14 protein-coding genes and 1 tRNA gene are annotated in these 20,241 nt (G+C 71.9%); 10 read left to right on the top strand and 5 right to left on the bottom strand.

The window, feature by feature from the left end; all coding sequences use genetic code 11:
* Window positions 1-446: 446 nt before the first annotated feature.
* Together ACMA1D_RS16340 and ACMA1D_RS16335 are read left to right on the top strand one after the other, a co-directional pair.
* Window positions 447-1,670, top strand: coding sequence for a GNAT family N-acetyltransferase (locus ACMA1D_RS16340; protein ID WP_414724701.1), 1,224 nt, complete (start codon window positions 447-449; stop codon window positions 1,668-1,670).
* 335 nt (window positions 1,671-2,005) lie between these two features.
* Window positions 2,006-3,178, top strand: coding sequence for a Yip1 family protein (locus ACMA1D_RS16335; protein WP_414724743.1), 1,173 nt, complete (start codon window positions 2,006-2,008; stop codon window positions 3,176-3,178).
* A gap of 126 nt (window positions 3,179-3,304) precedes the next feature.
* Here ACMA1D_RS16335 and ACMA1D_RS16330 read toward each other — a convergent pair whose 3' ends face one another.
* Entirely contained in the window at window positions 3,305-3,811 is a 507-nt protein-coding gene (locus tag ACMA1D_RS16330; RefSeq protein WP_414724700.1) for a phosphoribosyltransferase, read from the bottom strand.
* A gap of 90 nt (window positions 3,812-3,901) precedes the next feature.
* Window positions 3,902-4,477, bottom strand: coding sequence for a dCTP deaminase (gene dcd, locus ACMA1D_RS16325; RefSeq protein ID WP_414724699.1), 576 nt, complete (start codon window positions 4,475-4,477; stop codon window positions 3,902-3,904).
* 497 nt (window positions 4,478-4,974) lie between these two features.
* Here dcd and ACMA1D_RS16320 point away from each other — a divergent pair.
* From ACMA1D_RS16320 to ACMA1D_RS16310, 3 genes are all read left to right on the top strand, one after another.
* Window positions 4,975-5,048: transfer RNA gene (locus ACMA1D_RS16320), tRNA-Gly, on the top strand.
* 691 nt (window positions 5,049-5,739) lie between these two features.
* Window positions 5,740-7,155 (top strand): hypothetical protein, encoded by a 1,416-nt coding sequence (locus ACMA1D_RS16315; protein WP_414724698.1) that lies wholly within the window; start codon window positions 5,740-5,742, stop codon window positions 7,153-7,155.
* A gap of 145 nt (window positions 7,156-7,300) precedes the next feature.
* On the top strand, window positions 7,301-8,137 hold the full coding sequence (locus ACMA1D_RS16310) for an NUDIX hydrolase (protein WP_414724697.1): 837 nt from the start codon (window positions 7,301-7,303) through the stop codon (window positions 8,135-8,137).
* A gap of 555 nt (window positions 8,138-8,692) precedes the next feature.
* On the opposite strand, the gene ACMA1D_RS16305 is transcribed toward ACMA1D_RS16310, so the two are convergent.
* On the bottom strand, window positions 8,693-8,848 hold the full coding sequence (locus ACMA1D_RS16305) for a hypothetical protein (RefSeq protein WP_414724696.1): 156 nt from the start codon (window positions 8,846-8,848) through the stop codon (window positions 8,693-8,695).
* A gap of 345 nt (window positions 8,849-9,193) precedes the next feature.
* On the opposite strand from ACMA1D_RS16305, the gene ACMA1D_RS16300 reads away from it, so the two are divergent.
* Entirely contained in the window at window positions 9,194-10,255 is a 1,062-nt protein-coding gene (locus tag ACMA1D_RS16300; RefSeq protein ID WP_414724742.1) for a family 2 encapsulin nanocompartment cargo protein terpene cyclase, read from the top strand.
* 19 nt (window positions 10,256-10,274) lie between these two features.
* Complete coding sequence (locus ACMA1D_RS16295) at window positions 10,275-11,144, top strand: geranyl diphosphate 2-C-methyltransferase (RefSeq protein ID WP_414724695.1); 870 nt, start codon at window positions 10,275-10,277, stop codon at window positions 11,142-11,144.
* A 125-nt stretch (window positions 11,145-11,269) separates the two neighbouring features.
* On the opposite strand, the gene ACMA1D_RS16290 is transcribed toward ACMA1D_RS16295, so the two are convergent.
* Both ACMA1D_RS16290 and ACMA1D_RS16285 read right to left on the bottom strand, forming a co-directional pair.
* Window positions 11,270-12,742, bottom strand: a complete 1,473-nt coding sequence (locus ACMA1D_RS16290; protein ID WP_414724694.1) for a TerD family protein — start codon at window positions 12,740-12,742, stop codon at window positions 11,270-11,272.
* 226 nt (window positions 12,743-12,968) lie between these two features.
* The gene (locus ACMA1D_RS16285; RefSeq protein ID WP_414724693.1) at window positions 12,969-13,919 is read right to left on the bottom strand and encodes an N-acetyltransferase; all 951 of its coding nucleotides are present in this window, start codon (window positions 13,917-13,919) and stop codon (window positions 12,969-12,971) included.
* Window positions 13,920-14,431: 512 nt separating this feature from the next.
* Here ACMA1D_RS16285 and ACMA1D_RS16280 point away from each other — a divergent pair.
* From ACMA1D_RS16280 to ACMA1D_RS16270, 3 genes are all read left to right on the top strand, one after another.
* The gene (locus ACMA1D_RS16280) at window positions 14,432-16,000 is read left to right on the top strand and encodes an alpha/beta hydrolase (protein ID WP_414724692.1); all 1,569 of its coding nucleotides are present in this window, start codon (window positions 14,432-14,434) and stop codon (window positions 15,998-16,000) included.
* A 342-nt stretch (window positions 16,001-16,342) separates the two neighbouring features.
* Window positions 16,343-18,925, top strand: coding sequence for an AAA family ATPase (locus ACMA1D_RS16275; protein WP_414724691.1), 2,583 nt, complete (start codon window positions 16,343-16,345; stop codon window positions 18,923-18,925).
* Window positions 18,926-18,929: 4 nt separating this feature from the next.
* A complete protein-coding gene (locus tag ACMA1D_RS16270) occupies window positions 18,930-20,222 on the top strand; it encodes an McrC family protein (RefSeq protein ID WP_414724690.1) in 1,293 nt (430 codons plus the stop codon).
* The last annotated feature ends 19 nt before the right edge of the window (window positions 20,223-20,241 follow it).

Below are 20,241 nucleotides of genomic sequence, written 5' to 3'. Positions count from 1 at the left end.
CACTTCCGCGGCCGTACGGCGACACGGCACAGTTGTTCGTGCCGCGGGAAAGCGGCGGGAAAGCGACGAGAACGCGGCGCGGGCCGGCGGGGAACCGGTGGTGCTTCGGCCCTGGGCCGACCCTCACCGGCCCCGGCCCGGCAGCCCAACTCCCGACCCGGCAGCGGGAGGTACCTCCGTACGCCGAACCGGGCCGGTGCCGGCCCGTCCCGCTCCGCCCGCCGCTGGTCCGCCCCGCACACCGCCGGCGCCCCGTTCCTGCCGAACGGGGCGCCGGGCCGGGGCGGCGGCCCGCCTCGTCGGGGGGTGGGCCGCCCAGTGCGCCGGCTCCCGCAGTCGCTGGTCCGCTGCGGGAGCCGCGCCCGCGGGACCGGAAACGGCGGGCTTCCCATAGCCGGGCAAAAAACGGATGCCCGTGCGACTTTTCGGAACTACGGTCCGGAAATATGGAACAACATTCCCCCCTGCGGTTCGGCGAGGTGCCGGAGACCCGGCTGGACGAGGCGCTCGACCTGAACTACCTCGTCTTCCACGAAAGCCCCAAGGACGACAAGCGGAAGAAGCACCTCGACGTCCTCCGCGAGTGCACCCGCATCGGCGCGTACGACGGAGACCGGCTGGTCGGCCTGCTCGGCACGCTCGACTTCACGCTCTCCCTGCCCGGCGGCGAGCTGCCCTCCCCGGGGCTGACCTTCGTCTCCGTCGCGCCCACCCACCGGCGCCGGGGCGTGCTCACCGGGCTGATCGCCGAGCTGTACCGCGGGTTCGGCGCGGCGGGCACGCCGCTGGCCTGCCTCTGGGCGTCCGAGGACCCGATCTACGGCCGGTTCGGCTTCGGCACCGGCACCACCGGGCTGCACCTGACCATCGACTCCTCCCGGCCGCTCGCGCTGCGCATCGCGCCGGACGAGCGCCCGCTGCGGCTGGTCGACAAGGCCGAGGCGCCCGCGCTGCTCGGCCCGTACTACGAGCGCACCCGCGCCGAACGGGGCGGCCGGACCGCCCGGACGCAGGCGTGGTGGCAGTCGGAGTGGCTGGTCGAGGAGGACCAGGAGGACGACGAGCTGAGCCCGCCGCGGATCGTGGCGCTGGGTGAGCCGCTCGCCGGGTACGCGCTGTACCGCACCAAGGGCGGCGACGACGGGCCCGGCTCCGTGCACCTCTTCGAACTGGAGGCGGACACGCCGGCGGTGGCCGCGGCGCTCTGGCGCTACCTGGCCTCGATCGACCTCTCGAACCGGGTGGTCGCCTGGGGCCGGCCGGTTGACGAACCGTTGCTGCACTTCTGCGCCGACCGCGACCAGGTGCGCGTCACCGGTCAGCAGCCGGGCCTGCGGGTACGTCTGGTGGACGTGGCGGCGGCGCTGCGCGCCAGGTCCTGGGCCGCCGACGTCGATCTCGTACTCGACGTGCGGGACGCCCAGATCCCGGCGAACGCGGGCCGGTTCCGGCTCGCCGTCGCCGACGGCACGGCCACGTACGAGCCGACCGAAGCCCCGGCCGACCTCGCGCTCGACGTGCGCGAGCTGGCCAGCGCCTACCTGGGCGAGACCGCGATAGGCGCGCTGGTGCGGGCCGGTGTCGTCACCGAGCACACGGCGCGTGCGGCGGCGGCCCTCGACGCCGCGCTCCGCACGGAGTTGCTGCCGCACACGATGGACGAGTTCTAGCGGCTCGGCCACCGGGGGGGGGGGGGGGGGGGGGGGGGGGGGGGGCGAGCCCGGGCCCGCCCCACCCCCACCTCGCGGCCTTCCCCACCCAGCCACCTCGCTGGCACCGACTCCCAGCCACCGCGAGCCGCGCGGCCAGCCAAGTCGCCGAACGGGTCGTAAACTCCCGCTCGGGCGCCGCAGGGTGCACCAAAAGCCAAGGTCAACGGGGGGTTAGCCCCCCGGGGTTCCCCTAAGGGATGTCACAGCTCGGCCGCAATGGCCGGCGGATTCCCCCCTGCCCCGTCACCGACGTCGCCGAGACCAGGTACGTTCGAATCGTGGCTGGATTCAGGATCGGACGCGGACGCGACTCCCGCGCGGGGCAGCAGGGACAACAGGGGCAGCAGGGGCCGTACCCCGGGCCCCCCGGCCCCGCGGGGCCTTCGGGGCACGGCGGGCACCCCGGGCATCCCGGGCGCCCCGGTCCCCAGCAGGCGCCCCCGCCGTACGGGCAACAGGGCGGCCCGCCGCCGTACGGACAGGGCGGACCCGCGCCGTACGGCCAGCCGCCCGGCGGCCCCGCGCCCTACGGCGCCCCGCCCCAGGGCCCCGGCCCCGGCGGTCACCGCCCAGGTCAGGGCCCTGCCCCGTACACCCCGAGCGCGGGCCGGGTGAACTGGCCGCACCCGGCGCAGGGGCGCCCGGACGAGCCGGAGTACTTCGGCGACGGCGGCCACGACCCGTACTACGGCCCCGGCGGCCAGCAGCACGGCGGCCACCCGGGCCAGCATTACCCGGGCCCCGGCGGCGGCCAGCCCGGGTACGACCCGAACGACAACCCGGGGCACACCCAGCAGTTCAGCCTGGACGACCCGGCGTACGGGCCGCAGGGCGGCTACGGCGACGACGGGTACGGGGACGACGGCTACGGCGACGGCCAGGCGGGCACCTACCGGGCCGGGCAGCAGCCCGCCCCGCCCCCCGGGCCGCGGCTGCACTGGAAGGACCTGCTGCGCGGCATCGTGCTGCGGCCGGGCCCGACGTTCTGGCAGATGCGCGACCACCCGATGTGGCCCACGGCACTGACCGTGACCTTCATCTACGGGCTGCTCGCGGTCTTCGGCCTCGATCAGGCCCGCGAGGAGGTGCTCAACGCCTCGCTGTCGAACAGCATCCCGTGGATGTTCAGCACCGCGGTCGCCGTGGTGCTCAGCGGTCTCATCCTCGGCGCGGTCACCCACACCCTGGCCCGCCAACTCGGCGGCGACGGCGCCTGGGCGCCGACCATCGGCCTGTCGATGCTGATCACCTCCATCACGGACGCGCCCCGGCTGCTGTTCGCGATGTTCCTCGGCGGCGACAGCGTCCTGGTGCAGTTCCTCGGCTGGGCCACCTGGATCGCGGCCGGCGCGCTCTTCACCTCGATGGTGAGCAAGTCGCACGACCTGCCCTGGCCCAAGGCCCTGGCCGCCAGCGCCATCCAGCTCATCGCCCTGCTGTCGATCATCAAGCTGGGCACGCTGTAACCCCCCGGCCGCCCCGCGGCCCCGGCCATGCACAAGGGCCCAGAACCTTCGAGGTTCTGGGCCCTTCGTGCGGGGTGGCGCGGGCGCGGCGGGTGGGTGCGGGGGCGGCGCCGGCGCGCGGCGCGGTCAGGCGTCGAGTACCTGCCCGTCGCGGCGGACCACGGGCGGCTCCACGGACCACGGGAAGTTGATCCACTCATCGGTGCGCTTCCACACGTACTCGCACTTCACCAGCGACTGCGTCTTCTCGTAGATCACCGCGCTGCGCACCTCGGCGACCGTACCGACACAGAAGTCGTGGACGAGTTTCAGCGTCTTTCCGGTATCGGCGACGTCATCGGCGATGAGCACCTTCTTATCGGAAAAATCAATGGCATTGGGAACGGGTGCGAGCATGACCGGCATGGCCAATGTGGTGCCGATTCCGGTGTAGAACTCGACGTTCACCAGGTGGATGTTCTTGCAGTCCAGCGCATAGGCGAGACCGCCCGCGACGAAGACGCCACCACGGGCAATGGAGAGGATTATGTCCGGCTCGTAGCCGTCATCGGCGACCGTCTGCGCCAACTCCCGAATCGCCCGTCCGAACGTCTCGTACGTCAGATTCTCGCGCACCGCATTCTCCGCACTCATCTCTCTTGCCTCGCCGTCTCTCGTCGCGTTCCCGGCCCGCTGGCGCGGGGGCCCCGGCGCGGGGCCCGCCCGTGCGCCCAGGAGGCTGGTTCAGACCTGCGTCCGGTGGAAATTCATGAAGGACCGCGACGGGGTCGGCCCGCGCTGACCCTGGTAGCGCGACCCGTAGCGGGCAGAACCATACGGGTGCTCGGCCGGCGAGGTCAGCCGGAACATGCAGAGCTGGCCGATCTTCATTCCCGGCCACAGCTTGATCGGTAGAGTCGCCACGTTCGACAATTCCAGCGTGACGTGTCCCGAGAATCCGGGGTCGATAAAGCCGGCCGTCGAATGCGTGAGCAGTCCGAGCCGGCCGAGGCTCGACTTGCCTTCGAGGCGCGAGGCGATGTCGTCCGGCAGGCTCACCACCTCGTACGTGGAAGCCAGCACGAACTCCCCGGGGTGCAGGATGAACGCCTCGTCACCCTCCGGCACCACTTCGCGCGTCAGGTCGTGCTGCTCGACGGCCGGGTCGATGTGCGGATAGCGGTGGTTCTCGAACACCCGGAAATACCGATCCAGGCGCACGTCGATGCTTGACGGCTGCACCATCTGGTCGTCGTAGGGGTCGATCCGCACCCGGCCGGATTCGATCTCGGCCCGAATGTCCTTGTCAGAGAGAAGCACGCCACGAGGATACGCGGCCGGATAACGGCCAAGGGCCCGACCCAACCGGGCCGGGCCCCACGCAAGGTGTAGCTACCGCTTCTCCAGCACCACAGGAACCGCATGCCGAAGCCGGGCGCACCGCGGACAGCGCAACAAGCGTCCGGGCCCAAGGCGGTCGGCGGTCAGGTTCTGCATCGGGAACGAAGCGGTGCTGAACACGTGCCCTTCGGCACAACGGACGACGGTGCGCTCCATCGATCCCCTTCCCCAGCTACGTGAACGACAAAAGCCACATTAGGGGATGAACCAAACGGTCTTGCACGCGGCACTCCGACCACCCACCGTACGCCCCAACTCCCGCCCCCCCACATCCGCATCCCTCACCCCGCCCGCCGCCCTCACGCCCAAACCCCCGCCAGCCACCCCAAACAGCACGAAGACCCCACGGCCTCTGCGCCGGGGGTCCGCCATGGGGTAGAGTGAGCCGCGACGCGGGGCCTCACGGGTCGCGCTTCGCGGGTGTAGTTTAATGGTAGAACATAAGCTTCCCAAGCTTAGAGCGCGAGTTCGATTCTCGTCACCCGCTCCACTAGCTAGGCAATAGCACGCAGATAAGGCCCGGATCCAAAGGATCTGGGCCTTACGCATAGCCTTACGTATATGGGGCCTCACGCGCATAGGGGCTGGCTTTTCGCACCGCGTGACTCGCGCCCTCTCGCCGTCGGTTCCGTCGGCTTTTCCGCCGCCTTTCCGCCGTCCCCGCTGTCCTTTCCGCTGCCCCGCTGTCCTTGGGGAGTCCTCCGCTGCTCTTCCGGTCTTTCCGTCGCCTGCTCGCGGTCGGCGGGAATGGGCCCCGGGAGAAGCATGGGATGGGCCCACTCGCCTCACCTCCCTCGTCGCCCCACCCTCGCTGCGCCCCGACGCCCGCACCACGCGCCCCACGGCACGACCGCCAGCACAGCCACCGGGCGACAACACCGCCCACCGCAGACGTGGTCAACTTCCCGAATCTCGCACGCTTCTTCGAGCGGAGCGCTACCGTATGCGCGGGCGCGCGCACCGCGTGCCGTCGACAGCCGTCCGAGCCGTGTACGGCGGTGCGTCCGCCGCGGGACCCTACCTCCGTGGGCACCGCCCGGTGCGGTACCAGTCGGCCGGGTGCCGCATCGACGCCCCAAGTTGCCCTGCCCCACCCACCAGCGCACGCGAACCCCCCACAGCCGAGCCCACGCCGCTCGTCGGGGCCGGGCGGGCCGGTGGCCCCAGCACGCACCCGCGCAATGGTCGCGGACGGCCGCTCGCTGAGCGAGGTCGACGACGTACGCGGCAAGGAGGTGCGGGCCGAGTACTTCCGCAGCCTCATCAACACGCGCCAGGTCGTCGCCAACCGCGCCTACTTCTACAACAATTCCGCGGTCAGCCGGGACTTCCTGTATGACGACGCCGCCCGCCGAGCGCACCAGCGGCTGCTCGCCGACGGGTCCCTGGTGCCCTTCCTACTCGCGGAGCGTGAACCCACTGACCGGCCGACGGCCGTCGACGTCGACGAGGTGGCCTTCGCCGCCTGGCAGGAGACCGTGACGTCGCTGCCGGCCACGGAGCGCATGACCTGTCTGCGGCTGTCCTGGAACGACGAACAGAACCGGGTGGACGCGCGCAACGCGCTCTTCCAGCCCTTCGCCGCCCGGGTACAGGCGCTGACCGCCAAGGACCTGCCGCTGCTCGCACGCCAGGTCGGCGTGGCGGCCGATCGACTCCAAGCCTTCGCGCGGCGTATTGGCCAAGTCGTGGACTTCAGTAACGAACTGAGCGTCGCCGGGCGGCCGGTCACCCGCAACGTGCTCTACGAACAGTTCGTCTCGCTGCCCCAGCACCCCGTCTCCGAGGGCAGGTACGACGGGACCAAGCCGTTCGCCAGCGAGGTCAAACAGCTCCTGGACCTGATCTACAACGTCAACCTCGCCGATGCGCTCGGCATGTACCCGCTGACGCCCGGCGGCAGCTTGCAGCGGGTGGCGCTCCAGGAATGGCGCGACCTGCGGGGAGCGGGCGAATCTGCCTCGGGCAGCAGCCGGACCATTGACGACCCGGACGCCCTCGCCGACCTGCTGCGTTACCTGCAACGGCAGGCGTTCAGCACGGTGCAGGCTGGCCTCACCCCGATGGCGCTCGATGCGCTCGAACTCGCCGACGTCGCATCGCTGCGCGAGACCGGCGCGTGGAACGCGTACGTCACCGCCTTCGAATCCCTCGTTGCCGACCCGGCCACCTTCCACGACCGGGTGGGGCTGGTCTTCGACCGCTACGTCACGCTCAACCAGAAGATCGTCGAACTGGCGGCACACCGGCGCGGCGGCCAGGCCACGCAGTGGTTCCCCATCGTCGAACTCGTCATCAACGTGGGCGGTTCCGCCTTCACCGCCGTCACCGGTGACGAGATCTGGTCGTTGACGGGCGCGCTCGGCTCCACCGCGCTCGACACGTACGGCGGTTCGGTGCAGCTCGTGCTCCGCAACCGCATCGCCGGCCGCCGCGAGCAGAAGTTCGCGCGCGAGATCGCCTCCGTACGGCTGGAGACCCTGGCCGAGTGGCAGCGGTTCCAGCACCTGGTGGAGCGGCTCCCCGGCTACCGCGAAGTCGCCCGGAACCCGGATGCCAACGGCTCCACCACCACGCGGGACGACCTGGAGTACTGAGGCCGGCCGCGGGCCGACAGCCGCTCGGTCGAGCCCGGCCACCCCGGCCGGGCGCCGGCAGGGTGGCCGGGCTCCGCAAGCGCCGGACGCCGGGGGCCGGTACGACGGACACTGGTTGCGCAACTGCCCCGGCACGAAAGGCGCCATGGACCGCTACGACCGGTTGCGCACCGAACGCCCCGACCTGTTTGTCAACAGCCCCGACGGCATCGACGTCCTGCTGGATCCGGCGGCCGTCGACGCCGCCCGCCGCAGCGCCGGTCCTGACGAGCCGATCGGCGTCGTCTACGAGGACGCATACGTGACCGTCGTCCGGGACGTGGTGCGCTTCCCCGACGGCGCGCACGGGCTCTACCTACGGGTCCTCCCCCGCGCAACGGGCCCGGGCGTCGTCGTCCTGCCGCTCACGCCCGCCGGGCGGGTGGTCCTGGTCGAGCACTACCGGCACGCCACGCGCGGGTGGCACTGGGAGGTCCCCCGCGGCATGGGTGAGCCCGGCGCGTCGGGTGCCGACAGCGCCGCGCGTGAACTGCACGAGGAGATCGGGGCCCGCCCTGCCGACCTGGTACCGCTCGGCGCACTCCACCCCGACACCGGGCTGCTGAGCAGCCGCGTGGAACTCTTCGCCGCCAGGCTGCTGCCGCTGACCGGGGAGGGCGCCGGGGCCACATCGGGAGACGGTGGCGCGGGGAGTGCTGCCCGTGGGTCGGGGGGTGCCGGCGCGGCGGCGGGACCGGTCGACGGTGCAGCCGGCTGCGGGGCCGGAGGCGTGGTGGAGCCGGACTGCGTCGGTACGTGGGACGTCACCGAGGGCATTCGCCGTACGGCGACGGTCTCGGGGCCCGAGCTCGAAGCGATGATCTCCAGTGGCGCCATCACGGACGCCTTCACGATTGCTGCGTACGCGCGGGCGCGGCTGGCGGGGGTGCTCGGCCCTGCCGGTGGCGTGGCCAGTGACCCGAACCCGGCGACCGGCTCCTAGCGCTTTTGCCGACAGGGCCCCTGGCCCCCCGCATTCCCACGGCCCGTTGCCCGTGCCCCGCGGAGCACCCCCATCCGCGGTGGGCCCGGGGCCACCCGCCCACGCCACGCCCATTCACCCCCACCGCGGGTGTCGGGCGACGGCAGCAGATGCCGGGGGCGGGCGGCGGGGGCGTCTCGCGGATCTGAGTCCGACCTCGCCCGTTCCGGCCGGGTTGGCCGAGTCCTGTCGCCCTCTGGGGAGGTGATGCGGACGCATTCGAGGCAGGCGCCGCCAAGTTCGTTCAGAAGGGGCTCAATCCCGGTCAGGTCATCGTGTGTGCAGACCGAAAGGCTGATCATGTTCATCTGATCGCACACGGAAATTGAAGCTCATCAGACCGGGTTGCCGAACGAAGCGGAGCCCGGGACCGACGTTCTCGTCAGCCCACTCAGTCCATTCACCTCAGCCTGTTCAGCTCAGCCCGTTCAGTTCGGCTGGTCCGCCCGGGTCGCTCGGCTCGACCGGTCCGTCAGCGCCGCCAGCTCCTCGGTTCGCTCGGGTTGATCGGCTCAACTAGCTTGCCAGCGCGGCAAGTTCATCCGATTCAGGCAGCTCGGCCAGTTCAAGCGGCTCAGCCAACTCAACTAGTTCAAGCAGCTCAAGCAGCTCAAGCAGTTCGGTCAGTTCGGCGTGTGAAGGAGGGCCGAAGCGGTGTCGACGTTGCCGCACATGTTCGTCAACCCTGCCGTTGGTGAGGCCGCGGGGGCGGGGGGCGTTGCCCCGGCCGGGCCCGTCGGCCCCTGCCTCGCACCGCTCCCACCCGACCTCAGGGGGCTGCTCGCCGCGCGGGCGCCGGCCGGGGGCCCCGGGGGCGGTTCCGCGTCCGCGGCTGCGCCGGAGGCACCCGCACCGGCCGCTACGCAGGCACCCGCACCGGCCGCTACGCAGGCACCCGCGACGGCCGCTGGCGCAGCGGTCGCGGACCTGCCCACCCCTTCCGCACCGGCGATCCCCGTGCCGGCCGGGTGGCTCGCCGGGGGGCCCAGTGGGCTCGGGACCTCCGCGGCCCGGGTGCTGCTCGGGGCCGCCGCTGCGGGCGGTGGCGAGGGGGCGCAGGAGGCGGCCGGGGCGGATGGTGGAGCCCGTTCCGCCGGGCCGCCGCAGCCCGGGGACCCGGTTCCGGGGCTGTACTGCCCGCCCGCGGCCCCCGCCGACCCGCAGAAGATCGCCGAGGTCGATCGGCGGCTCGACGCCTGGGCCAGGGAGCTCGACCTCTTCCCGCCCGAGTGGGCCGGTGACTTCGCCGGGTTCCAGGTCGGCAAGGCGGTCGTGCTGCAACACCCGGGCGCCGCCGACCTGGAGCGGCTGGTCGTCGCGGGCAAGCTGCTCGTCGCGGAGAACGTCGTCGACGACTGCTACTGCGAGGACTACGGCGGTTCTGTCTCCGGGCGCGGCAGCCGGCTCATCCTCGCCCAGTCGGCGCTCGACCCGCTGCACACCGCCGACGGCTACCAACAGCAGTGGCAGCACGGGCTCGGCGCGGACGCCCCGCTGCGCTCGTACGACGGGGCGATGCGCGCCTTCCGGGAGATCGCCACGCCCAGCCAGGTCAGCAGGTTCGTGCACGACATGGCGCGGCTGCACCTGGGGTACGTGGCGGAGGGCGCGTGGGCGGAGACCCGGACCACGCCGCCGGTCTGGCAGTACCTGGTGATGCGGCAGTTCAACAACTTCCGGCCGTGTCTGTCCCTGGTGGACTCGGTGGACGGGTACGAGCTGCCCGAGGCGCTCTACGCCCGCCCCGAGGTGCAGCGGGTGACCGCGCTGGCCTGCAACGCCACCACGATCGTCAACGACCTGTACTCCTTCACGAAGGAGATGGCCCGCGACGCGTACCACCTCAACCTGCCGGTGGTGATCGCCGCCGAGGACGGCCGTGGCCTCAAGGCCGCGTACCTGAAGGCCGTCGAGATCCACAACGAGATCATGCACGCCTTCGAGGACGAGTCGGCCGTGCTGGCCGCGACCAACCCGGTGCTCGCCCGCTACACCACCGGGCTCGCCGCCTGGGTCGCCGGCAACCACCGCTGGCACCACACCAACACCTACCGCTACTCCCTGCCCCACTACTGGTGAGAAGAAGGAAGAACAGCGCATGACCACCACAGCGGACCGCGCCAGCGCGATCGTCCCCGCGGCCACCAGCCCGTACCAGAGGTCCGTGGCCGAGTACTGGAACCACGAGGAGAACCCCGTCAACCTGCGGCTCGGCGAGGTCGACGGCTTCTACCACCACCACTACGGCATCGGCGACGTCGACTGGGCGGCGCTTGAGGGGCCCGAGGCGAGCCGGGACGAGCGGGTGACCGCCGAGCTGCACCGGTTGGAGTCGGCCCAGGCGGATCTGCTCGCCGACCACCTCGGTGCGATCGGCCCCGATGACCGGCTGCTGGACTCCGGCTGTGGTCGTGGCGGCGGCAGCCTGGTCGCCAACCGCCGCTTCGGCTGCCAGGTCGACGGGATCTCCATCTCCGAGACCCAGGTGGCCTTCGCGAACGCGCAGGCCAGCAAGCGTGGCGTGGACGACAAGGTGCGCTACCACGTCAAGAACATGCTCGACTCGGGCTTCGCGACCGGCTCGTTCCGCGGCATCTGGAACAACGAGTCGACCATGTACGTGGACCTGTCGCTGTTGTTCGCCGAGTACCGCAGGATGTTGGCGCGCGGCGGCCGGTACGTCACCATCACCGGCTGCTACAACGACACCTACGGGCTGCCCTCGCGCGAGGTCTCCACGATCAACGCGCACTACATCTGCGACATCCACCCGCGCTCCGCGTACTTCCGGGAGATGGCGAAGAACCGGCTGGTGCCGATCAGCGTGGTGGACCTGACCGCGGCGACCATCCCGTACTGGGAGCTGCGGGCGACGTCCCCGCTGGCCACGGGCATCGAGGAGGCGTTCTTGAACGCGTACAAGAACGGCAGCTTCCAGTACCTGCTGATCGCGGCCGACCGGGTCTGACCGGCGGTTGGCCGGTCCGGGGCGTGACGCCGGGGACCAACCCGGCGCCACGCCCCGGACCCATGTGGTGGTGGCGGGCGCGGGGCGCGTACGAGGGGGGCGCGGACGGGTGGCGCCGGGGTGGGTCAGTGGCGCTTGAACTCCACCGGGCCGCCGTTCATCTCGATCGTGCCGTCCAGGTGCAGCAACGGCCGGCGCTCGGTGGAGCGGGCGCTGTACGCCTCGACGTGCTGGATCGCCGCGCCGTCGGGCGAGGTGAAGTCGATGAGGGCGATGGCCACCCAGTAGCGGGTCTCGGCGTCCTCGTACAGCGGGACGGTGACTGTGGAGCCGCGCCCGTCCGAGATGACGACCTTGGCGCCGAAGCTGCGGAAGGAACCGACGCCGTTGCTGAGCGCGGAGTACGCGCAGAGCAGCACGTAACCCTGGGCGTCCGGGCGGACGATGCGGATGGACTCGCGGCCGGGGGCGCGCGCGTCGCCGTCCAGGCAGATGTGCGGGGTGCTGGTCAGTGAGCCAAGCCGCTTGTAGTAGACGACGTGCTGCGGCTTCCGCTTCGACCGGCCCCGGCCCTTGCCCTTGCCCTTGGTCTCGGCTTTGGTCGCTCCCGTGGCCTCGTCGGCCGGGCTCGGCGGCAACAGGGGTTCGCCCGCGGCCGTGTGGCCGGACTTGACCAGCGTGCCCGGCGCCTTGGGACCACCGCTCAGGGCTTCGGTCGCCGGTATGAACAGGGCGTAGAAGTCCAGGTCAGCGCCGCGTTGACGGCGACTTTCGCTGCCGCCGTCCCACTCCAGCGCGGCCTCGACGACCAACTCCCGGTCGTGCTTGTCCAGGTCGATCGCGGCCTGACCACCCTTCTCCAGGCTGAGCGCACCGAGCGGCGGCTTGCGGAGGTTGGCGCGGGGGGCGGCTGCCGCGGGGGTGGTGGGGAGCGCGAAGGCGATGGGTGGCTCGGGCGTGTGGGGTGCCGCGGGGGCGGCGGACGCGTTGGTTACGGTGGGTGGCTGGGGCGCCCCGGCCGGTTGGGTTGCTCCGGCCGGTTGGGTTGCTGCGGCCGGTTGGGTCGCTTCGATCGGCTCGGGCTCGGCCACGTCGATGCCGAAGTCGGTGGCGAGGCCGGCCAGGCCCGCGGCGTAACCCTGGCCGATGGCGCGCAGCTTCCACTGGGTGCCGCGGCGGTAGAACTCCACGAGGAGTACGGCGCGTTCACCGTCCGCGAGGTCGGGCTGACGGAACAGCACGGGCTCGGCGGCGCCCTGCCCGACGCGCACCGTCACCTCCTTGACCTCGCGGAAGGTGCGGCTGGCGTCGTCCGGGTCGCAGCTCCCGACCAGCACCACCCGGTCCACGTCGGCGGTCAGCGCCGCCGGCTCCACCTCGATGCGCTCGGGCCCTTCGGCGTCGGCCGGCCGGTGCTGCACGGCACCGGACTCGGCGGCCGGCTGGTTGTAGAAGACCATGTCGTCGTCGGACCTGACCTTGCCGTCAGCGCCGACCAATAGCGCACTGAGGTCGACCACGTCCCCCACGGCCCGCAGCTCGACGACCAACCGCCCCGCCTCAACCGCCGTGTTCCCACCCTTGTCGAGCTCCGGCATGCTCCCCCGCCTCCACAGTTTCTCCGCAATTGACGTGCGGTCAGCCTGCCATATGGGGTGACTTACTGGCACTCCTGTCACTGGGGCATCTCATGTCACTTTCGTATCAGGAGCACTTGGTGCACTGCTCGGCCGAGCGGCTGGGGGCGGCGGGGCGGCGTCCGCGCCATCCCGCACGGGGCCCGCCCCCGGCCGCCGCCCCGCGCCGCCCCCGCCGTCCCGGACGTCACCGTCCGCTACGCGACCAACCCCGGGCCGTACGCGTCAATTCGCCGAATCCGTGCCGGCACAGCAGGGCCGTCGGGTCGTCTGCGGAGCCCGACACACCCGCCGAGACGCCCACCGCCGTACCGTCCGCGTACGCGAGGAGGCGGTCCACTCCGCAGCGGCGCAGCCAGTCGGCGGCCTCGGACAGCAGGGCGGGCAGGGTGTCGGGGCGGGCTTCGGCGGCGAGATGGAGATCGGCGACGTCGGCCAGGGCGGCGCCGCGGGGGCGGCGTTCCGCGCGGTCCAGGCCGGTGTCCACCTCCAGGTGCCCGACGCTGCGCCCGGCGAGCCTGGCCTCGAAGCGGATGCCCAGGTCACCGACGGTGCGGTGGATGCGTACGGCGCCTGCCGGCGCGGTGAGGTCGGTGAGGTCGGCCAGGTCCGCGATGAGCAGGAGCTCGGTGGTGCCGTCGTGTTGGAAGCCGGCGTCCCGGTACCGGGCCCGGATGTGCGGCCAGGGCTCGGGGACGCCGCACACGCCGGGCACCGGCAGGTTGCCGTCGGCGTGCCAGGTGGGGCTGTGCCAGCGGGACAGGTGGTGCAGGCAAGCCGACATCAGGTGGTCGGCGGCGGACGCACCGTCACCAGGCAGGTGCAGGAACCAGTCGATGGCGCCGGTGTCACGGTACGAGCGGTCGACGTCGGCGCCGCCGCGGTACCTCAGCAGATGGGCGGCGGCCACGACGCGGGCCCGGTCGACTGCGACCAGGGTGTGCCGCTCGGCGACCCAGGGATCGGTGACGTATTCGTCGGGGCGCTGTTCCAGGCTGCCGAGCACGGTGTTCACGGAGGCGGAGACGCCGGGCAGCACCGCTGCCGCATGGCGGTTGACGAGGTCGGTGAGCTGGTCGCGGTCGGCCCGGCGAAAGGGGCGGACCTGCGTCGAGTGCTCCGGGGCGCGTACGGGCACGGGTGGGCCTCCTGGTCAGAACGTCAGGGGAACAGGCCGCCACGCGATGCGGTACGCCGGCATCGTACCGTCCGCCCCCCACCCACCCCCACGCCTGCGCCCCGCGCCCACCCATCCCAGGCACCCCCGCCGACCAACCCTCGCGTACGCTTCCCCGGGTGGCGCCAGCCACCTCGCCCCGGGGCGTGCCCGCCCACCCCGTTCGCGTGGCGGACCCGCCTCGCGCGCACGGAAGGCGTGTGCGCCTCGCCCGTGTCAAGGGTGTGTCCGTCCGGGCGGCACCCCGTACCGGGTGGCGAGCCGGCGGGGGCGCACCCGGCGGAAGTGGTTCAAGTGACGCACATCCGACACCCCGTCATGTACATCGCAGGAACGATCTTTCGCGGCGGGGCTCAACCCTCGGGCGGAGTCGTTGTTGCGCCCGGAGCCGGATTCCCGGACGCGGGAGTACGCGTCAGGGTTGGTCCGCATTGGTCCGCCTTATCTCCTGACTGATCTGAAAGGACTCCTCCGTGCGCAGTAGACACCTGGCATCGCTCGTTGCGGTGAGTGCCGTCGCCGCCCTGGTTCCGGCGCTGGCGCCGGCCACGGCCACCGCGGCGCAACGGCCGTTGGCGCAGTACGAGCAGCAGAAGCCGCAGTGGAAGCGGTGCGCCGCCGACTGGCCCGCGAAGATCCAGTGCGCCGACATCACCGTGCCGCTCGACTACGCCAAGCCGAACGGCAAGAAGATCAAGGTGGCGATATCCCGGGTCAAGGCGACCTCGGCCAAGGAGCGGCGCGGCGTGCTGCTGCTCAACCCGGGCGGGCCCGGTGGCGAGGGCCTTGACCTGCCGGTCTACCTGGGTGCGCAGCTCCCGAAGACGGTGCAGAAGCAGTACGACCTGATCGGGTTCGACCCGCGCGGGGTCGGCCGCAGCTCCCCGGTGACCTGCGGTTTGACCTTCGACGAGGAGAACATGGAGCGGCAGTACAAGCCGGCCACCTTCGCCAAGGACGTCGCCTGGGCCCGTACGGTCGCGCGCAAGTGCAAGACCAAGCAGGGTGACAAGCTGCGCCACATATCCACCCGCAACACCGCGCGCGACCTGGACGTGATCCGGGCCGTGCTGGGGCAGAAGAAGATCTCCTACCTCGGCTACTCGTACGGCACCTACCTCGGCGCCGTCTACATGCAGATGTTCCCCTCCCGGGCCGACCGGTTCGTGCTCGACAGCGCGGTGGACCCGCAGCGGGTGTGGCGCGGCATGATCCAGGTCTGGGCGGAGGGCACCGAGCCGGCGTTCGTGCGCTGGAGCGAGTGGACCGCCAAGCGGAACAAGGAGTTCAAGCTCGGCGACACGCCGCAGAAGGTCCGTACGACGTTCTGGAACCTGGTCAAGCAGGCCAACAAGAAGCCCATCGACCTCGACGGCGAGCGCATCACCGGCGATGACATCCGCAGCTACCGCGCGCTGTACTTCAACGTGCGCGCGGGCGCGGAGGCCATCGCGGAGCTGAAGCAGGCGGCTGCCGGCCGCAAGGCGAAGCTGGCCCGGGTGCCGCGGTCCGTCACGCGGCCGACGCAGCCGCGGTTCGGCGGCGTGCCCGGCGACAACGGCTCGGCGAGCTTCTGGTCGGTGCTCTGCTCCGACGCGCGCAACTGGCCGCGCGACCCGGAGCAGTACCGCCGCGACTCCGTCCGCGACAAGGCCCGCTACCCGTTGTACGGCGACTTCGCGTCGAACATCATGCCGTGCGCGTTCTGGGACCAGGGCAGCGAGCCCACCACCAAGGTCAACAACAAGGTCGGCGCGCTCATCGTGCAGAACGAGTGGGACCCGCAGACGCCGCTGGTCAGCGCCAAGGGCGCGCACCGCGCGCTGAAGGGCTCCCGCATGCTCACCGTGCTCGACGGTGAGGGCCACGGCGTCTACGCCGCCGGCTCCTGCGCCGACAAGACCACCACGGCCTACCTGACCACCGGCAAGCTCCCGGCCAAGGACCTGACCTGCCGCACGCCGGTGGGCAAGCCCCGTACGGCCCTCCAACTCCCGGTCCCCGCACCGGCGGGCACGCCGGATCTGCCTCAGGTGGGCTGATCTGCTCGGGTCTGCTCGGATCTGCTTCAGGTGGGCTGACCCACCTGGCTGTGCCTCGGGCTGGTTGACCTGCCCGGGCCTGCCCCGGGTGGGCTGACCCGCCTGGCCGTGCCCCACCTCGGGGGCCAGCCGACGACGCCGTTCGCGGTGGTTGTTGGCTGGCCCCCTTTTGGTGTGGGTGGGGCGGGGGCCGAGCGTCGGCCCGGCGGCAGTCGGTTCCGTACGCCGTTCCCAACCCCTCGATCCCAACCCCGACCCCGGCCCCGGCCCCTGGCCACCCTGACCCCGGTCCGCACCCCTCCCAACGCTCACCCCCACCCCCACCTACGCAACAATGCCCACATGGCTGAGGGCGCGCAGGCAGAGGACTTTCGACGGGGGTTGGCGGAGCGCATTGCGCGGTTTGACCGGGGGGCGGCTCGGGAGGGGGCGCGGCGGGCGGAGCGGGAGCGGGCGCGGGTTGCTGAGGAGTTTCCGGTCGGTGACTGGCTGCGGCTGCCGTTGGAGCGGTACGCGCTCGGTCCTGACAACTACGGCAAGCAGCAGACGTTCTGCCGGCTCCTGGAGTACGGGACCGACGCCATCGGCAGCATCCGGGGCGGTAGTGCGGCCAAGCACATCATTTACCAGCACCGTACGGGCGAGTGGCGGGTGGTGCCGGCGGCGCTGCGCGCGATGGACGTGCACGACGCGTGGGAGCGGCTGCGCAAGGACTTCGCGGCCGGTTTCGCGGCGGCCGGGGGCGGCGCGTACGCGCTGATCGACGAGATGGAGTTGCTGTCGTACGGGCAGGCGCTGACCACCAAGGCGCTGGCGACCTACTTCCCCGAGGCGTTCCTGCCGGTCTTCTCCGCCGCGCACGTCCGCCACTTCACGACACTGCTCGGCGGGCACAGCCAGCACCTGCCGCGGGTGCGGACCTGGCGGGCCAACCGGGAACTGCTCGAACTGGTGCGCCGCACGCCGGAGTTCGACGGCTGGCTGCCGAACGAGGTGACGGCGTTCCTCTACGCCTTCCACAACCCGCGCCCCAGAGACCGGTCGATCTGGAAGATCGCACCGGGCGCCCAGGCCAGCCTGTGGGCCGACTGTCTGGCTCGCGGGGTGATCCGGGTCGGCTGGGACGAGGTGGGCAGCCTGGTCCAGTACGAGAGCGACCAGGAGCTCAAGGAAGCGCTCGACCTCTACTGGCCGCAGAGCCGCGGCGGCAACCTCAGGCTGGCCAGGCAGTTGCTGGCCTTCCGCGACCTGGAGCCCGGCGATCGGATCGTCGCCAACAAGGGCAAGTCGGAGGTGCTGGCCGTGGGGCGGGTCACCGGCGGCTACACGTACGACATGCGGCCCGCGACGCACCGGCACAGCGTCTATGTGGAGTGGAACACCTCGTACGCCCAGACCTTCGACGAGCCGCGGCACGCCTGGCAGCAGACGTTGGCGAAGGTGCCGTGGTCGGTGTGGCGGGAGATTCGGGCGGGGCGGGCCGAGCGGCGCTCTTCGGCTGCGGATGAGCTGCTCAGGGTGGTGCAGGAGGGGGCGGGCGCCTTGGGGCTGGCCGGTGCGTCGGAGCCCGCCGCCGCAAGCGCGGATACTTCGGAGCCACCGACGGCGGATGCGGGGCCGGGCGCGGGCTTGGGCGGCGGCCCCGTACCGCACCAGCAGCCTGCGGCACCGCAGCAGCCCACCTCGCAGCAGCCGACCGGGCAACCCGCACAGCATTCCGTGCACCCACCCACGCAGCAACCCGGCCCGGCGGGTCACCTCACCCAGCCACTCCAACCCACCACCGCCGGCGACCTCGCCGACCCGGCCGACCCCGGGTACCCCCTCGACGAGGACCTGCCCGACGCCGTACGGCACGTCCGTGACCTGCTGGAACACAAGGGGCAGGTGGTGGTGCAGGGGCCGCCGGGCACGGGGAAGACGCGGCTTGCGCTGAGCGTCGCGCTTGCGCTCGCGGGGCAGGGGACGCTGATCGATGCGGCACCGCAGGAGCGGGCCGCGGCGCTGGCCGAGCTGGCCGCGGTGCCCGCCGAGGCCGAGGCGGCCCGGCTGACGATGGTCACCTTCCATCCCTCCTACGGGTACGAGGACTTCATCGAGGGGTTCAAGCCGGATCCGGCGGCGGACGGGGCGGGGTTGAACCTCCAGTTGAAGGACGGGCTGTTCCGGCGGGTGTGCGAGGCGGCTGCCGCCGCGCCCGGCGAGACGTTCCTCGTCATCGTGGACGAGATCAACCGCGGCGACCTGCCGCGCATCCTCGGCGAGTTGATCACCCTGCTGGAGCTCGACAAGCGCGGCGCGGTCTCGATCACGCTGCCGACCAGCGGCCGGCAGCAGACCGTGCCGCCCAACGTCCGCATCATCGGCACCATGAACTCGGCCGACCGCAGCGTGGGCCACATCGACGCGGCCATCCGTCGCCGGTTCGCGTTCTACGACCTGCCGCCCGATCTTGACGTATTGGACGGAGAGGTGGAGGGGCTGAGCCTCGCCGACTTCCTCCAGGGGCTCAACGACCGGCTCGACCTCGTCTTCGGCCCCGACCACCTGCTCGGGCAGGCGTACCTGCTCGCCGGCGACCAGCCGATCGGCACCGCGGAACAGCTCTCGCACGCCTTCCACCACGAGATCGTGCCGTTGGTCGCCGAGTACTGCCTCGGCCAGCCCGAACTGCTGCGCCGGGTGCTCGGCCCGCTGGTGGACGACCGTACGGGACGGGTCGTACAGACCAATCCGCAGGACCTGCCGGGCGTGCTGGCCGGCGCGTTCGCCCCCACCGGACGGGACTTCGCACCCACCGGCGAGGACTTCCCACCCGACGGAGGGGACTTCGTGGCCGTGGGGGAGGGCTTCCCGGCAGCCGCCGGACCGGCCGGCGACCCGCGCACCCTCGGCGCGGCGGCCGACCACCGCGAAGGCGAGTGACCCGGTGCCGCCCGCTGCCCCGCCGCCCGCGGCGACCCCGCAGGTGGTCCTCACCGGCTTCGACGAGGCGAAGCCCGTACCGCGCACGCTGCTGTACGGGGCCGATCTTGCCAAGTTGCGGGCGCTGAAGGTGGTGGACATCCGCGAGCGCGGCGCCGACTACCTGCTGAAGGCGCGCGACAAGAGCGGGGTGTTGCAACTGGAGCGGCTGCGGCTGGTGTTGCGGCCCAAGTTCACGGTGGCCGGCGACCGGCTGATCGACTGGCTCTGTTACGCGCGCCGCCAGCCACCGCCCGACTCGACGCTGCGCAACTGGCTGATCGGGCACGAGGGTTACGCGGAGCTGGTGCCGGCCGCGTTGTTGCACGAGTGCCGGCAGTTGCTGGCGCGCGGGCTGCGCAGGGCGTACGTGCGGCGCAGCCGCGTGGACACGGCGCTGCGCGGCAGGCTGGATGTGACGGCGCAGGCCACCCGCTGTTTCGGCGCGGTCGACCGGCTGCACCTGGAGACCTTCGAGTACGAGGACGGCGGCTGGGAGAACCTGGTGTGCGGGGCGGCGCTGACGGTGGCCGCGCAGCAGGTGCCCGACGCGCGCACGCGGGCGCTGCTGCGCGAAACGGCCACCCACTTCCCCCGCCCGCCGCGCCCGGCGGACGCGCTGCCGCTGCTGGCGCGGGCCCAGTACACCCGGCTCAACCAGCACTATCGGGCGGCGCACGGCTGGGCCCGGATGGTGCTGGCCGGCGGCGGGGTGCGGGACCTGCTCGACCCGTACGGCTTCGCCGCCCGCAGTCTGCTCCTCGATCTGAGCACGCTGTGGGAACACGTCGTACGGCGGATGGCCGCCGATGCGGCGGCCGGGTGCGGGGGCCGGCTGGCGGGGCAGGCGGAGGGTCGCATCGTGACCGCCGGCGGGCTGACGGACAAGGACCCGCCCTTCAACCCCGATGTGCTGCTGGCCTTCCCCGAGCCGGACGGCGCGCCGCAGACCACCCGGTTCCTCGTGGTGGACGCGAAGTACAAGCGGTACGGGGACAAGAACGTGACCTCGCCCGACCGGCACCAACTCCTCACCTACATAGCGGGCTACACGGACGCCGCGGCCCCCCTGGCCCTGGTCGTCCACCCTTCGGAGACCGGCCCCACCCGCCGCGTCCTCCGCGTCACCGGCCCCCGCGGCCTCCTCGGCCTCATCGAGGTCCTGGGCCTGGACACGTCGGCATCGCCGGAGCTCGCGGCGGAGCCTCTGCGGGAGTCGATTGAGGGGTTTGCGGGGCGGGTGGGGGTGGGGGTGTGAGGGGGGGCACGTCTGTGAA

The sequence above is a fragment of the Streptomyces sp. 796.1 genome (genome assembly GCF_047525675.1).
Lineage (GTDB): Bacteria > Actinomycetota > Actinomycetes > Streptomycetales > Streptomycetaceae > Streptomyces.
This window is presented reverse-complemented; position numbering and strand designations above follow the sequence as displayed.

Bases quoted from the DNA above. Each gene is read 5' to 3' on its own strand.
- ACMA1D_RS16340 (WP_414724701.1), top strand. From the start codon at position 447: ATGGAACAACATTCCCCCCTGCGGTTCGGCGAGGTGCCGGAGACCCGG.
- ACMA1D_RS16330 (WP_414724700.1), bottom strand. From the start codon at position 3,811: ATGAGTGCGGAGAATGCGGTGCGCGAGAATCTGACGTACGAGACGTTC.
- ACMA1D_RS16315 (WP_414724698.1), top strand. From the start codon at position 5,740: ATGGTCGCGGACGGCCGCTCGCTGAGCGAGGTCGACGACGTACGCGGC.
- ACMA1D_RS16310 (WP_414724697.1), top strand. From the start codon at position 7,301: ATGGACCGCTACGACCGGTTGCGCACCGAACGCCCCGACCTGTTTGTC.
- ACMA1D_RS16295 (WP_414724695.1), top strand. From the start codon at position 10,275: ATGACCACCACAGCGGACCGCGCCAGCGCGATCGTCCCCGCGGCCACC.
- ACMA1D_RS16290 (WP_414724694.1), bottom strand. From the start codon at position 12,742: ATGCCGGAGCTCGACAAGGGTGGGAACACGGCGGTTGAGGCGGGGCGG.
- ACMA1D_RS16275 (WP_414724691.1), top strand. From the start codon at position 16,343: ATGGCTGAGGGCGCGCAGGCAGAGGACTTTCGACGGGGGTTGGCGGAG.